Consider the following 15681-nt stretch of genomic DNA (forward strand, 5'->3'; position numbering starts at 1 on the left):
CCCGCCTGTAGACCCGATTACCCGAGTAGAGAAGTCATGCATCCGGCACCTGCCCAATACTCCCCCTGCCAACAGGTCGACACCGCCCCCCTCGCTGCATTCAACCGCGTCTCTCCCCGATCGACCCGCCAGAGCCGGGAGAGCGACCTGCGGCCGACACTCGCAGAGCGCGTCGCGAGGTGGACGGACGGAGTCGACCACCTCACCACGGCCATTCCGAACCTGAGCCTCCATCGAAGGGAAACACCGACGCAGCCGATGGACTGTATGGTCGAGCCAAGATTCGGGCTCGTCGTCCAAGGCACGAAGCGGATCATTCAGAGCGGCGATGTGTATCTATGCGATGCCAACCGTTTTCTGATCACGTCGCTCGACTTGCCCGGTTCAACGCAGGTCATCGAGGCCAGCCGAGAAACGCCGTTTCTCGGGATCGGGCTCAAGCTTGATTTTCGCGTCATGGCCGAACTGATGGCGCAGGTCGCACCGGATCACGAGGATGCCCCCGCAGGTCGGGGCCTCGTCGTCGGCGACATGACCGAACCGCTCTACGACGCAGTCAACCGGTTGCTGGCGTTGCTCGATGATCCCAACGCCATTGCAGTTCTCGCTCCGTACGTCGAGCGGGAAATCTACTACCGGCTGCTGGCGAGCGACCAGGGCAGCCGCCTGCGTCAGATTGCGTCCGCCGGCAGTCAGGGCAACCGCGTGTCGCGGGCGATCCAGTGGTTGCGAACCCATTACGACGAGTCGCTGCGAGTCGACGATCTGGCGACGCAGGTTCAGATGAGCAGTTCGACTTTCCATCACCACTTCCGCCAGCTCACTGGCATGAGTCCGCTGCAGTATCAGAAATGGATACGACTCAACGAAGCACGTCGGCTGATGCTGTCCGAGCGACTCGACGCCACGTCGGCATCGTTCCGGGTTGGATATGCGAGCCCGACCCAGTTCAACCGCGAATACAGTCGGTTGTTCGGTAATTCGCCGAGAAGAGATATCGATAACCTGCGCAGCGGAACGGACGTCGTTCCGTCGGTGGCGGCAACTTACTGATCGCCGGAGTTGTACCGAAGATGCAGGATGCCGATTTTGGCGGTATCCGCGGAATGGTTGGATCGGTTTCACGCCTGATCCGGGCGAGTCACACGCTTGCAGCGGGACGCGCGCCTCTCGATTTCTTGCCGACTCAGGACTGATGGCTTGATGGCCGCCTGAGGACTTGCAATTTAGTATCGAGCGATGCGTGAGCTCCCCTCGGAGTTGGACGTTTCGCCAACTTGCGATCAAAGCGCAGATACAAGCAGGTCGTCCCATACCGTTCTCATGAGCCGGTGATGACTTCGTCCCCTCTTCAACGACCAGGTCCCTTGACGGTCTCCCCGGCGCTCTGCCACAAACTCTTTGGTGCCGGGATTCTCGCGTCACTCTGTCATCCAACGAGTTGAGCAACCAATGCGCGTTGTCACGTGACAACTCGCGCCGACTATTGGCGCGGACATCCGATCAGAGACTCGACAGCGTACCGTGGTGTATGCGATCCGCGAGAGTTCGATTTGTTTCAGATACCTGGTGGGACCACGGAAGTTTCAAACACTACATAATACGTGTTGATAATTACATATCGACGCGTCTTTATACGAGCTGCCGGATGCAGGGCACGAATTGACCATGCGCCCCCATTTAAACGCGCAATCTTGTCGATATTGCGTGAAACAACATGAAGAATATTGCGCAACCTCTTGCTGGATAAGGATTTCCACGAGCATCGAATTTCTTGAAATTGTTTCACGATCTGGCCCGTTTGAGCTATCGCGCGACCTTCAATCGCGGAGTTTGCCGCAAATCGATGCCTCGCACGCACGGCCATCGCGTGAAGGCTGAGACTGCGCTGGCGGGAACGGGGTAGGCACGACAGAGCCTCGCCCTACCCTGCTGGCTAACGTTCGATGAAGATGCAACTGAGCGGCCCAGTTAAATGGGGTCACATCATAGACGCTTATGATGTGCACACGGGTTGCTGTCCCAGTGAGGAACTCTATCGTTTTGCAGGGGGTATGAATGCAGATTGCCCGCCACGATGGGGGCGGAATCTGCGATCAATCGATGCATCAAACTCTCCGATACAGTGTGTGCCACCCGACGCGCAGGCCAGCGTGCCACTCAACGCGCACGCGCCTCAAACAACACTCCAGTTGTCACGTGACAACTCAGCAAACAACCGCCCGGAAAATCTCTTCGCGACGAGCCAACAGCGACAAACTTCTCCTTTACCGATCTATCTGTTCATTCTCAACGGAGTTCGGTCGCAACGGGGCTGAAAATCGACCCAGAGCGGTCGTCACCGTCCGCTCTTGAGTCGATTGTCACGTGACAACTCACCTCGGCTGCGAGGTAGTCGCGCGAAACCAACGATCGAACATTGAAATGACCTCGCCGAGGTCGTAACCGCGATCTGGCCAAAGATTCTTCGGTGTCGGAGTGCACCGGAAAGCACCAAATCTCTACGTCTTGTCACGTGACAACTGAGCTTCCCGACGACATTCTCCAAGCCGACCTACTGGAGTCACTGAGAGTTTTTCCGGAAACTTCTCAAGATTAATCGGCCAGCCTCCAGGCGTTAATCCGTCATCACTGTTAAAGCTCGTCGAACTTTCTATCGATCTTTGTACGTGATTTTCGAGCGAGATCGTCAATTTTATTTTTACTCGATCACCGCCCATCGCTGACTCGTTAGCCATTCGGCTACTTGTCACGTGACAACCATATCGATCATCAAGTCATACATCCCGTCGAAGGCTTTTTCTGGACATTTCGCTAATAACTGCATATATTACGCAAAACTCCGTGGAGAAATTTAATGGCTTTCAAGATCGCCGTCAGTAATCAAAAAGGTGGGACTGGGAAGACAACCATCTCCGTCAATATCGCGGCTGCGTTCGAAGCAGGCGGCAACAAGGTCGCCCTGATCGATGCCGACCCTCAAGGCACGTCCGTCCGGTGGGTAACAAGCGGCGAGAACACGCTGCCGATGACGGTACTCTCGCTGGCCCCTGCCGGCCGAGGCATTGGCGGCGAAATCAAAAAGCAAGACGCGAACTTCGATGTGATCGTCGTCGACTGTCCCGGCAACCTCGAAGATCCGCGAATCGCATCGGTACTCGAAGTTGCCGATTTCTGCCTTGTGCCGCTGTCGCCGTCGCCGGCCGATCTCTACAGCACCGTCGCGATGATCCGCATGATCGAATCGATGCGATCCGTCCGCAACCCAAATCTGTCTTCCGCATTAATGCTGAATAGCGTTAATGGAAAAACTAAAATGCGTGAAGAAATTTTAAAAATTCTAAGAGCAGAAGAAATAGGGGAGCATCTGCTCGACAGCCAGATCGCGCAACGCGAGGTCTACCGTCAGACGTTTGCGCTCGGCACCACGATCCATCATCACAATCGGTACCTGAAGGGCCTGAAAGAAGCCCGAGCGGAAATCGAAAAGCTGGTCACGGAAATGGCCCAATACATCGCGTCGACGCGCGCTACCGGAGCCGCCCATGGCTAAGGACACCTCGAAAGACAAGAAGCCGACCGGCAACCTGCATCTCGCAGCCGGCCTGCTGCGCGGGCTCGCGCAGGAAAATGCGGCACTCGAAACGCGGCTGCCCGAACCGGCGGCCGCACCGATCGCCATCGCCGAATCGGCGCCCGCCAGCGCCCCGGCCGCGGCCGCACCCGCCGTCACGGCCGATCTTGGCGCGCCACAGAAGGTGCTGGTCAAGGATTGCATTCCGAACCCGTTCAACCCGCGCGTGTTCTACTCGGAGTCGAGCCTGCACGAGCTCGCCCTGACGCTGAAACGGGAAGGGCAGATCGAGCCGATCAAGGTGACGCGGCTGCCGGAGTTTCCCGGCAAGCTCGTCGTGATCGACGGGCAACGCCGGCTTCGCGCGACGAGCATCAACGGCGACGAAACCATCAACGCCACGTTCCGCACGGATCACACGCCCGAGCAGCTCTACACGATCGCGTATCGCGCGAACCACGACCACGAACGCCAGACGATCTTCGACGATGCGGTCGCGTGGAAGCGTCTCCTCGACGAGAAGGTCTTTTCCGACCAGAACACGCTGGCGGAAAAAATCGGCAAGGACAAGGCATCGATCAGCAAGACGCTGTCGCTCAACGCACTCCCGAACACACTCCTTGAACGGATGGCGGGCGCGAACGACGTGGTCGGCCTGCAGGCGGCGTATTTCCTGAAGCTGATCTTCGAACGCCTGGGCGAGCCGACGGCCGACCGGCTGCTGACGGCCGTGATCGACCGGAAAAAATCGGTTCGTGATCTCGAGAATTTCCTGCGTGCGCAGAGCGACGGCAGCAAGAAGGCAGGACGCACCCGTTACAGCGTCCGGCATGACTTCGCGCTCGAATCGCAAGCGATCGGTCAGTTGAAGACCTATCCGGACGGCCGCCTGGATCTGCAGCTCAAGGGCGTCGACGCATCGCACCAGGAGGCGCTCGCCGACAAGCTGAAGACCGTCATCGACGCGTACGTTGCCGAGCTGGCAACGGCTACGCAAAAGTAACGCGCGAAAAGCAGAAGGCCTCGCATCCGCGTTGCATCGCGAAGCCGGACGACGACGTCCGGCACGCAACGCACACCCGGCTGCGAGGCCTCGTTCAGTTGCCTGCGAGACTGCTTTTCAGCAAGAATTCCAGCAAGTCGTCCGAGGTCGGTTCGCCCCACGTATCCAGCGCGAGCCATCGGAAGAAACTGGTCTGCGCAAGTTTGCTCGCCTTCTTCTTCGGCGACAGCGTCAGATCCTTCGAGCCTGCCACCGTCTCGTTGTAACGCTCGATCAGCTTGGTCTGGTCGTCGATCTCCAGTTCGCGGAAATACGCGCCGGCTTCCTCGACCTTCGCCGCCAGATATTTGTCGCGAATCTGTTCCTGCTTGCTCTGCGCGGATTCCTTCGCCGGTGCGGCCGCCTCCGTTCCCTGCCCGTCGGCCAGCGTATAGCCGTGCGTCAGCGCCTTGCGGAAGTACGCGGCCACGTTGTCGACCGGCGCCGCATTCTTCTTCGTAGTCCGATTGAGCGTGTAGGCAATCGCGGCCTTGATGCGCTGCACGCCGTATTGCGTGATCAGCCGGCGCGCTTCCGAACGTGGAATGCCGAACTTGGCGACCTCCTCGACCAGCGCTTCGTTCTTGACGTCGCCGTCCTCCACCGTATCGGCGCTCTGCTTGCGCGTCACCTTGAACTGGACGGCTTCCACGCTCCGGCCGGACTTGTGTTCGATCAGCTCGAGCGTGTGATCCGAAACTTCGTTCACCTCCTGAATGCACGGCACCAGGACCTTGCTCTTGAACAGCTTGTATTCCTTGTACGACTGCGACGCCTTGTCCTGGCCGAGAATGAGGTCACGAAATTTCGGCAGCGGGATCTTCGCGGTGATGCCGATTCCTTCGTAGCGCACCGTGTTTTCCCACAACGCAAGCGAGTGCGACCGCCGGAACTCGCGGGCGATCCGCATATCGATCAATGCGTAGATCTCGGGGTTGAGCAATTCGCTGCGAATCTGGTCGGAGAAGCTGTACTTCAGCACCGATTGCTCGAGCTCCGCGCCGGCGAGGAGGCCTGACGCTTTCCAGACGGTCGATCGGTCCGCGGCCAGGTAGTCCCAGTTGACGACGGTACTGATCAGCGAGTTGACCGTGTCCTTCACGTATTTCGTGTTGTTGCTGTTCAACCCGCTCTCGTGCGAGAGAGACGCGATCGAGATCGAAAAGCTCGTCCGGCCCGGCTCGAAAGCCTCCTGCCGAAGCGCGTTCTTGATCAGCGAGCTGAACATCTTGCGCTGCTGCAGCCCGATCTTCCCGGACTTGGGCGCGATATGAATCGCCTGGACCGCCTTGCGCAGCAAGTCGGGAGGCTCGGGTGTCTGAAACAGCGAAACCTGTTTGTCTGAGCCTTTGCTTGCGGGCTTGCGCGGCATCGTAATGTCCGGATAAGGTCACCTTGTTGAGAGCGGACTTTATACCTTTTCGCGGCGACGGGCAACGCCCTTGTTCCTGCTTTACTTGCACTATCTCGGCTAACCTTCAGATACAAAAGGAAAATCTTCGATCAGACGATCTTTTCGGGGCCCCATATCCATCTACCTTTCGATCAAAATGCTTCCCACAAGCTGCTACCTTTCATGCCCGGTCACGGAAACCCGGCACGGGATTTGCCCTCGCCAAGGTAACCATCCATGGGAAACAGATGTGCGGAATCGAGATCGTTGGGCACATTCATGGTGCCGTGCAGCACAGTCTCGTTTTCCTCCCATAACTTGCTACCTTCATCGATTCCCACAGGAGGGTACCTTTCAACCGGCCTTGATGGCATGGATGCCGCAGACAGCTCCCATAAACGGCAACCCTCCGGTTTCCCCATAAAAGGTTACCTGTCCGTGCCGTCGATCCTGTCCATGGGAACCAATCACTGGAAAATTTGGAAAAAGGCAGTCAGGCGGCCCCGGATGCTACCCATAACCGGGTACCTTTGAAGCGCCCCATAACCGGCTACCCAAGAAAAATCACTGTGCATTCAGGCATCTACGGATCAAAAAAATGCCCCATAAAAGGCTACCTACATACGTTCCCATAGACGACTACCCAACGTGTTCTGTGGCCGATTTCCCATAACCGGGTACGCTTGCCCCATATCCACAACCCTGACTCCCCACAACCCGGTACCCCAAACCCCAAATCCACAGACCTGAAACCCCAGACCCTTACACCTGTGCTCCCATAAATGGGTACCGAACACCTGTCAAACCCTTGTGGGATAAGGCTGTGAGCCGTCTAAAAGTAGTTAAAGAAGTAAACGTCGTTAACAAAAGATGTAAACACACGTGCGCGTCCACAGAAAGACAAACCCCATAAACCGCTACCATTGAGTAGCCGTCTATGGTGTTGCAGGCACCTCAAGGCTTCAATTCAGGCTTGGGAAACAGTGGCCGGGCTCCTCATTTCGCACAGGTTCCAGGCCCAACAAGGCTTCCAGTAGAGGTGAGTACATACTCACATCGACTGAAACGTAGAAACTTATGGGAGAAAAACGGGAGGAAACTGCCCGTTTCCAGGTATAGGTTCCCGTTTATGGGATCGAAAAACCGTCCCCGTAGCCTCGCGAATGCACGTTATCGACCAGCGAAGTCGATCGGCGGCCGGAAACATAGATCTCTTCGGTTTCGTTCACAGCAGTTTGAAATCATCCGCTACGGCTGGCGAAGGAATTTTTACACTCAGGCCTCCTCGTCTACGAAGAAAGTTCTCCGATCGTCGGCTCGCGTCTCCGGTCAAACCCAGCCTGTCGGCTGTGCACAGAGGAAATCGCCGCAACTCGCTTCGCCGCGCCCGGGGCGTCCAACTTTCTACCTTTGGCTCCATCAACCGAAAATCAATGCTGTGCCTCCCATCCACAACGAGAGGCCCTGGAACGGCTTTCCCGAGATCAAGTAGGGGGGCGGCATCATTTGCACGCGTTGCCGGGTCCTGGGTCGATCCAGCATGCGTCGTGGGCCAACGTGAAGATGGAGGGATCACGAAGCTCACCGCAGTCGAATTCGAGCGATGATCCCGAACATTCTCACCTTCCGACACTTTCGAATCTCGTAAAAGCTCGCCGACCTGACGAGGCAGCAGGTATCTGCACGCTGTGCGGGCGGCAATGCTCGCCACGATGCATTGAGGCCAAGGTCGCGGAATGAAAATCCTGTGTTTCGGGCATGCGGTCCGATGCGTTCCTGCGCTGAATCGGCCGGATCTCACCTGGTCGCGACATCATTTCTGCGGATCACGTTCGCCCGACGACCGTGGTGACATCCGCGCGATGCCGTCAGCGCAATCGTGAAGCGGTCCGGGCCGATGTCTTCACCGTAGGCAATGTCGACGCCTTTCGTCATACGGACCACATGGCGACCATATTTGCCGACTAAGGCAGCCCTTGGGGTCACAGTTCAGCGATTGGTTGCTGTATCGAACTGCAAACGCTGTGTGCGATGCAATCGTGCTTGCCTTGATCTCCGTAACACCGAATCGTGGTCGTTTATGGGAGGAACTGTCGCTTGAACCACGTCGACCGGCAACGTGACACACAGTTCGACTGCTGTGACTGCGATTATCTTGATTGGCCGAATGACGATCACGTCCAGGGTGAGCGCGCCGGCATCCCCACCTATGAAACAGTCATGGGTATTTCGCATCGCACCTCCATACATCAATCGTCCGCGTCTTCAGTGCGCAGGTACGTCGCCGGTTTCCGGTTCCCCAATGGCGCGATCCACAATTCCTGTCCTGTCAGTGACCATCCCGGTCGAGTGCCGTCCTCGTTTTCTCCCATACGTGTATCCCCGAACCCCGTTGCACGTTGACGCCATATTTTTCACGACGCGGTTATGATGCACAGGTCCCGGATGCGGCATGACAACCGACCGGGGCAGGGGCGGTATCTCGATGGTCTTCCAATCCGTGATAAACCAGAAAAGAGAGTTCAGCGATGCGAATCCAGATCAGAAAACTCACGTTGGCTGCTACCGCAGCCGCGTTCCTGTTCGGCTCGGCAGTTCCCGCGTTTGCGCAGACCGACGCCAGCGCGTCCGCTGCACAGGACGCCAAGGCAGCGAAGAGCCAGGCACGCAAGGCGGCCAGGGCCCAGCGCAAGGCAGAGCACAAGGCCGCGCGTGCGAAGAACAACGCCGAGCTGAAGAAACTCGAAGATGCCGGTTACAAGCCGGCGGCCAATGATCCGAACTATCCGCAGAACCTGCAGAACGCGGAGAAAAAAGCCGGCGTCGGCGCAAGCCAGTAAGCGTCTTCCGGCGGCAAGCCACGGATCGATCCGCGGCTTGCCGCATGCGGCGCCGTTCCATGGCGCACATCAAACGCAGCAATCCCGGTATCGACGAAGGCAATATCGCAATCCAGTCGCTTGCGTTATTTGATTCGCATTCCTGTATTTTGTGGCGCGTGCCACCCGCACACCGACACGGTCAGCTCCGCCCGCCCGGCGCAGCCGCATTTCCGGTCACCCTCAGCCAGTCCTTGAACGCCCGGACGGCGTCGTCGTTCGCGCGTGCGGAGGCGACGTACGTGAAGTAACGCCACGGCGGCAGCGCCGGTTCGCGGAACGGCTGCACGAGCCGACCTTCGGCGATGTCGTCCGCGACGAGCGCGATCGGCCCCATCGCGACGCCGAGCCCGTCGAGCGCACCCTGGAGCGTCAGGTAGAAATGCTCGAGCGTGAGCGAGTGGCGCGGCACGAGATTCGGATGTCCGGCTGCCGCGAGCCATTCAGGCCACATGCCGGGATAAGTGGCCGCGTGCAGCAGCGTGAAGCCGGCGAGATCGGCGGCCGTATGCAATGGTCGCCCTTCCAGCAGCTTCGGTGCACATACGGGCAGCCGGACTTCCGACAGGAATTCCTCGGCAACGTAGCCGTCGATGGCCTGCGGGCCGCCGCGCACAATCAGGTCGACCTTGTCGCGCAGCTTGTCGATCGGCTCGTTCGACGTCGACAGCCGTACCTCGATGGCTGGATGGGCGACCTGAAACGACGACAGCTTCGGCACCAGCCAGCGCAAAGAAAACGTCGCGGGTGCACTGACGCGCAGCACGCGCTGCTGCGCGTGGCCGAAATGCTGCGCGGTGGCGAGTGCGATCCGGTCGAACGACGCACCGACCTCGGCGAGATACGCACGGCCCGCGTCGGTCAGCTCGACCCGCCGGTTATGGCGTTCGAACAGCGGCCGTCCGAGCCACGCCTCCAGCTGCTGAACGTGCCGGCTGATCGCGCCGTGGGTCACGCACAGTTCGTCGGCGGCCAGCGTGAAGCTGCCGTGGCGCGCGGCAGCTTCGAACGCGCGCAGCGAATTCAACGGAGGGAGGCGTCGGGCCATTGCGTCATTTCACGTGATATTTACTCACGCGATGGTTCAGGTTTAATCGTTTGATCGGGTGCTCAAGCTCCGCCAATATGGCACACAAACGGCCGGCTCGGCCGAACGATTGTCTGAATTTCTCACATGGAGTGCGGAGCATGCCGAACGTGGTGGTCGTGGGGGCCCAATGGGGCGACGAAGGTAAGGGACGCGTCGTGGACTGGCTGGCGGCACAGGCCGATCTCGTCGCGCGCTACAACGGCGGCCACAACGCAGGTCATACGCTGGTCGTCGGCGGCAAGACATACAAGCTCGCGCTCCTGCCGAGCGGCATCGTGCGCGGCAAGCGCGGCGTGATCGGCAACGGCGTGGCGCTCGATCCGGAAGCCTTGCTCGCGGAAATCGCGCGGATGGCCGAACTCGGGCTGTCGGTGACGCCGGACAACCTGTCGATCGCCGAGAACGCGACGCTGGTGCTGCCGATCCACCGTGCGATCGACCAGGCTCAGGAGCGTCTGCGCCGCGAGCCCATCGGCACCACGCTGCGCGGGATCGGGCCGGCCTACGAGGACAAGGTCGGGCGTCGCGGGTTGCGCGTCGGCGATCTCGCGGAACCGGGCGGGCTTGCCGCCAAACTGGATGTGCTCGTCGACCATCACAACGCGTGGTTCCGCGGCCTCGGGCTCGACGAGCATTCGCGCGATGCGATGCTGGCGACGCTCGCCGACCTCGCGCCGCGAATCCTGCCGTTCGTCCGCCCCGTCTGGGCCGATCTCAACGACGCGACCGACCGTGGCGAGCGCATCCTGTTCGAGGGGTCTCAAGCCGTGATGCTGGACATCGACTGGGGCACGTATCCGTTCGTGACGTCGTCCGGCACCGTTGCATCGGCGGCGGCGGCCGGCACGGGGCTCGGCGCGTCGAAGCTCGGCCACGTGCTGGGCGTCACCAAGGCGTATGCGACACGGGTCGGCGGCGGCCCGTTCCTCACCGAGCTGTCCGACGCGACCGGCGAAACGCTGCGCGCGCGCGGGCAGGAGTTCGGCGTGAATACCGGCCGGCCGCGCCGCTGCGGATGGCTCGATGCCGCGCAGTTGCGTCAGGCGGTCAGGATTTCGGGCATCGATTCGCTGGCGCTCACCAAGCTCGACGTGCTCGACGGTTTCGAGTCGATCGAGCTGTGCGTCGGCTACGAACTCGATGGCGTGCGGGTCGATCATCTGCCGGGAAGCCTCGATGCGCAGTCGCGCGCGAAACCCGTGTACGAGCGGTTCGACGGCTGGCGCGGCACTGTGAAAGGGGTACGCGAACGCGCGGCGCTGCCGCGCGCCGCGCAGGATTTCATCGCGCGCGTCGAAGCGGTCGCGGGCGCACCGGTATCGATGATCACGACCGGCGCGGAGCGCGACGACACGATCGTGTTGCGCAATCCGTTCGATGCGGCCGCCACGGCCTGATCCGTCATACATGACGTGAATCGTGCGGCCACACCATGGTCGCCGGGTAGTTTTTGCCGATTCGCTGCGGTTAGCTTGCCGGCGCGTCCGGACGTCATGCGCACGAACCGGACGACGCGTGCAGGGCGGCCCGGCGACACGATTCGGCATCCGGATCATGCCGCGTACGGCGAACTGGACACGTCTGCACTGCTGCTGTACTGTTCCGCACAATTCGCGCCAGACCGGCCCGCGCCGGAACCGCCGGCACCATGGCCGCACGGTGGCGCGACGTGATCTCAATCCCGGGGACAGGTCGATGGACACGTTACAGATGATGCGCATTTTCGTCCGGGTTGCGGAGGAGGGCAGCTTCACGAGCGCGGCCCAGCGCCTGGACATCACGACGGCCTATGCATCGCGGTCGGTCGCGCAGCTCGAGACGCATCTGCGCACGCGCCTGCTCAACCGCAGCACGCGCCGCATCGCGCTGACCGATGCCGGGCAGCGTTATCTCGACCGCTGCCAGCGCATCCTCGGCTATATCGAAGAAGCGGAAGCCGAGGCGGCCGATGCACAGGCGAAGCCGTCCGGACGGCTGCACGTTCATGCGACGACGAGCTTCGGCCAGGCCTACGTGGTGCCCGCGGTCGTGCGTTACCGGCAGCGTTATCCGTCGGTCGCGGTCGAGCTCACGCTGTCGCAGCACGTGCCCGACATCATCGACGAAGGCTACGACGTGTCGCTGCAGTTGAGCGCGACGGAGCTTCCCGATTCGGGGCTCGTGTCGCAGCGGCTCGGCGAGGTGCACAGCGTGCTGTGCGCGTCGCCCGCATACCTGAAGGAGCGCGGTACGCCGCGTACGGTGCGCGAGCTCGACGGCCACGCGTGCCTGCAGATCGTCACGCCCGTATTTCCGCGCGATCGCTGGCATCTCGACGGCCCCGACGGCCCCGAGACGTTCGACCTGCCGTTGCCGGATTTCCAGGTGAACATCGCCGATGCGCTCGGCGCCGCATTGCGCGCCGGCCTCGGCATCGGTTCGCTGCCGATGTCGTCGGCGCTGCCTGCGCTGGCGAGCGGCGCGCTGGTGCGCGTGCTGCCCGACTACCGTTTGCAGAAGCTGACCGTCTACACGCTGTACGCATCGCGCCAGTATCTCGATGCGAAAATCCGCACGTTCGTCGATTTTCTGCGTGAATGCGTACCCGAAATGCTGTCCACCGACGAGGCCGCGCTGAACGCTTCCTGCACGTCCTGAAGTCGCATCGTCGGCGTGTGAGGATGACGTTGCAGGTCAATCGAAAAGATAATATGCAGTCCTGTATTTGAACCGGATATCGAATTCATCTGTGCGACCGGTTCGACCAAGGATACGCGGGCAACTGGCGCGCCTTTATGAAAGTGCTTGCTTTCGATAGCGAACATCGTTGGTTCGATGCATGGGTGCCACGCACGTCACGTGCGTGGCCTACGGCGCGACGCGGGATAGCGGCACCGCCTGGTCGCGCAGCTTCACGACATCGCGGCCCGGCGCATCGCCGAAGAGGCGTGCGTATTCGCGGCTGAACTGCGACGCGCTCACATAACCGACACTGCGGCACGCCTGCTGCGCATCCATTGCCGACACGCACATCAGGCGGCGTGCCTCCTGCAGCCGCAGCATCTTCTGGCATTGCAACGGGCTCATCGACGTGACCGCGCGGAAGTGGTGATGGAACGTCGACGGGCTCATGTCTACCTGTCGCGCGAGCGATTCGACCGTCATCGGATCGAGGTAGTGGTCGCGGATCCAGGCGACTGCACGCGAGATGCGCTGCGTCGTCGAGTCGTCCTGGCCGACCTGCGCGACGCGCGCACCCGACGGGCCGCGCAGCAGCCGGATGAGGATTTCGTCGACGATCAGCGGCGCGAGCAGGTCGATGTCGTCGGGGTGTGCGATCAGTTGCATCAGCCGCACGACGGCGTCGACGATTTCGGGCGGCGCATCGTGCGTGTCGAGTGCGCCGCCGTCGACGGCCTTCGGCAGCCCGCGCGGAAACACGCGTGGTGTGAGCACCGCGATGCGGGCCGGGTCGAGTTCGAGTTGTGCGCAAAGGAACGGCTCGGCCGGGCTCGCGCGCGTCACGCGGCCGGTGACGGGCAGGTCGGCAGTCGTAACCAGCATCCGCGATTCGTCGATCGCGTAGACGGCGTCGCCGACCCGTGTCGATTTCGCGCCTTGTCCGACGATGCTCAGGCACGCGCGGTGCACGCCATGGTTCCAGTGTGGCGGCGACGCGGACACGCGTGCGATGCGCAAGCCACGCACCGGGAGTTCGAACGTGCCGTCGTGCGGTGCATAGGCGGCGATCAGCGCAGCGAGCCGGGCCGTTAGTGACCGAGGGGCGTGATCGGGTGCGGTGCGCTGTAGCGGCGTCGTTCGGGCGTCGATTTCCATATTGCGTGAGCGGATGACCGAGGGGGGCGGTGCAAGGTGCGCGACTGCGATTCCCTGTCGGTGTCCCGGCAGGTGGATGGCGCGGCGGTCACATCGTACGGCGAGTCGCGCGCACGTGATTGCCTAAATCTGTCGGAAACCAGCCCAATCATCCGGATCTGCACGGCCGGCGGCCGCATGGCCCGTCGTTGCGCAGTGTGCGGCGCACAAATTCGGAAATTAAGGCAAAACAATCGCAGGATCAGGCAAGCCAATTTCCGGCGGTTTTCATACCATTGCACCTGCTTAAAGAAACGTATTCCAGTGCGCTCGGGCGACGCAGGTATGAGCGTCGCCAGGCCGGCGGATGCCGCCGGCGTTGCCGCTGGGAATCGCTGCAAGAGACTCAGGACTGCTATTCGAATATTCGTGCATCGGGCCAGCCGAGGCCGGCTTGCGTCCGTTGCATGCCGGTGCGCGTCCGGCGCGAGCGCGCCGACCGATCCGGCGTGGCCGGCGTCGGTGCCATCGCATTGGCCGGGCCGTCACATGTCGGTCGGGACGCGGCAGCGGGTGTGCGCGTCCAGGCGGCCGACCGCGCAAGGGAATCCGGACAAATGGACCAACTTCAATCGATTCGGGCATTCGTGACGGTGGCAAGGGAAGGCGGTTTTCGCCGGGCGGCGACGCGGCTGCGCGTGTCGACGGCGATGGCGAGCCGGCTGGTCGATGCGCTCGAGACGCGCCTTGGTGCACGCCTGCTTCAACGCAGCACTTGCCACCAGTCGCTGACGGAAATCGGCGAGTTGTATCTCACGCGCGTCGAACGGATTCTCGGGGCGATCGACGAGATCGACGGTCGTTTCGTCGCGATGGGCAGCAAGCCGGAAGGCGCGCTGCGCATTGCTGCGCCGGTCGCGTTCGGGCTCAGCCAGTTGAGCGCGTTGCTCGATCGTTTCGTGAGCCGGTTCCCGGACGTGCGGCCGACCGTGACGCTGACCGACGCCCATGTCGATCTGACATCCGAAGACATCGATGTCGCGTTCCTGACCGACGGCATGCCGGTGACAGGTGCGCACGCGTTGCACACGCTGGCCTCTTACGAATCCGTGCGCGTCGCGGCACCGGGTTATGTCGCCGCACACGGCGGCGCGGCTGCGTCGGGCGACTGGCCGGATCTTGCGGCCGTGCGGCTCGATCTGCCGGCCGCCGGCGGCGACGATGCGGCTGCGTTCCGGCCCGACGCGACGCCCGGCGGCAGTCAGGGCGTCGGCCATCTCGAGATGGCACGGCGGCTGGCCGTGGCCGGCATGGGCGCCGCGGTGCTGCCCGCGTATCTCGTCGACGCCGATCTGGCGGACGGCGCGCTGGTGCGCGTTGCACCGGTTCACTCGCTCGCGCCCGTCACGCTGAAGCTCGCGCATGCGCGTACCGCGCGTCTGCCGGCCGCTGCACGGGCATTCATCGAATTTGCCGGCACCGCGTTCCGGCCCGCGAGCTAGCGGCCCGGTTGGTCGCCGCGGCAACGCCCGCTCGCCAGTGACGCGGGCTCATGACGCTTTTTCCACGGAAGCAGTTCGACGAACGAACGCTCCGCAGGGCGCAACGAACGCCCGACATACGCAACCGCATCCGCGGCAAACAGGAAGCGACAGCATTCCGGCCGCGCGTGCAGGTTACGAGGAGATCTGGTGATTCCAATTGAAGGTCGTCTATTTGCGAGAGGTCGCTCCATGCGCGTCGAACGGGTTCCATACCGCTTAATCACTGCTGCAACGGCTGCCGTTTTCCTGGCCGCGTGCGGGAAAAAAGAATCGGCACCGCCGCCGCAAACGCCGGAAGTCGGCGTCGTCACCGTCCAGCCGCAAGCCGTACCGGTCTTCACCGACCTGCCGGGCCGCACCAGCG

General features: G+C 61.6%; 10 protein-coding genes and 1 pseudogene. 8 read left to right on the plus strand and 3 right to left on the minus strand.

All coding sequences use genetic code 11. The features are described from left to right. Positions 1–36: 36 nt before the first annotated feature. From DPV79_RS35495 to DPV79_RS35505, 3 genes are all read left to right on the plus strand, one after another. Positions 37–1053, plus strand: coding sequence for an AraC family transcriptional regulator (locus DPV79_RS35495; protein WP_113047595.1), 1017 nt, complete (start codon positions 37–39; stop codon positions 1051–1053). A 1804-nt stretch (positions 1054–2857) separates the two neighbouring features. Then, entirely contained in the window at positions 2858–3553 is a 696-nt protein-coding gene (locus DPV79_RS35500) for a ParA family protein (protein ID WP_011350423.1), read from the plus strand. Further along, entirely contained in the window at positions 3546–4577 is a 1032-nt protein-coding gene (locus tag DPV79_RS35505) for a ParB/RepB/Spo0J family partition protein (protein WP_113047596.1), read from the plus strand. Before DPV79_RS35500 ends, DPV79_RS35505 begins: the two co-directional genes overlap by 8 nt. Positions 4578–4671: 94 nt before the next feature. Here the strand turns inward: DPV79_RS35505 and DPV79_RS35510 are convergent, their stop codons facing one another. Next, positions 4672–5988 carry a replication initiation protein gene (locus tag DPV79_RS35510; protein WP_021163671.1) on the minus strand — a complete coding sequence of 439 codons (1317 nt, stop codon included), beginning with the start codon at positions 5986–5988 and terminating at the stop codon, positions 4672–4674. 2549 nt (positions 5989–8537) lie between these two features. Here DPV79_RS35510 and DPV79_RS35515 point away from each other — a divergent pair. Beyond that, positions 8538–8849, plus strand: a complete 312-nt coding sequence (locus DPV79_RS35515) for a hypothetical protein (RefSeq protein ID WP_048028142.1) — start codon at positions 8538–8540, stop codon at positions 8847–8849. 181 nt (positions 8850–9030) lie between these two features. On the opposite strand, the gene gcvA is transcribed toward DPV79_RS35515, so the two are convergent. Next, a complete protein-coding gene (gcvA, locus tag DPV79_RS35520; RefSeq protein WP_059551833.1) occupies positions 9031–9936 on the minus strand; it encodes a transcriptional regulator GcvA in 906 nt (301 codons plus the stop codon). 140 nt (positions 9937–10076) lie between these two features. Here gcvA and DPV79_RS35525 point away from each other — a divergent pair, with 140 nt between their 5' ends. Continuing rightward, on the plus strand, positions 10077–11375 hold the full coding sequence (locus DPV79_RS35525; protein WP_113047597.1) for an adenylosuccinate synthase: 1299 nt from the start codon (positions 10077–10079) through the stop codon (positions 11373–11375). Between the two features lie 298 nt (positions 11376–11673). Next, positions 11674–12615, plus strand: a complete 942-nt coding sequence (locus DPV79_RS35535; protein WP_042978100.1) for a LysR family transcriptional regulator — start codon at positions 11674–11676, stop codon at positions 12613–12615. 210 nt (positions 12616–12825) lie between these two features. Here DPV79_RS35535 and DPV79_RS35540 read toward each other — a convergent pair whose 3' ends face one another. Further along, positions 12826–13794 carry an AraC family transcriptional regulator gene (locus DPV79_RS35540; RefSeq protein WP_113047599.1) on the minus strand — a complete coding sequence of 323 codons (969 nt, stop codon included), beginning with the start codon at positions 13792–13794 and terminating at the stop codon, positions 12826–12828. A 596-nt stretch (positions 13795–14390) separates the two neighbouring features. On the opposite strand from DPV79_RS35540, the gene DPV79_RS35545 reads away from it, so the two are divergent. Both DPV79_RS35545 and DPV79_RS35550 read left to right on the plus strand, forming a co-directional pair. After that, positions 14391–15275, plus strand: coding sequence for a LysR family transcriptional regulator (locus DPV79_RS35545; protein ID WP_021163681.1), 885 nt, complete (start codon positions 14391–14393; stop codon positions 15273–15275). Positions 15276–15506: 231 nt separating this feature from the next. Continuing rightward, positions 15507–15681, plus strand: a pseudogene (locus DPV79_RS35550) (efflux transporter periplasmic adaptor subunit); the annotation flags it as partial.

Origin of the sequence: Burkholderia reimsis (assembly GCF_003294055.1) — a bacterium.
In the GTDB taxonomy this organism is placed as follows: Bacteria; Pseudomonadota; Gammaproteobacteria; order Burkholderiales; family Burkholderiaceae; genus Burkholderia; species Burkholderia cepacia.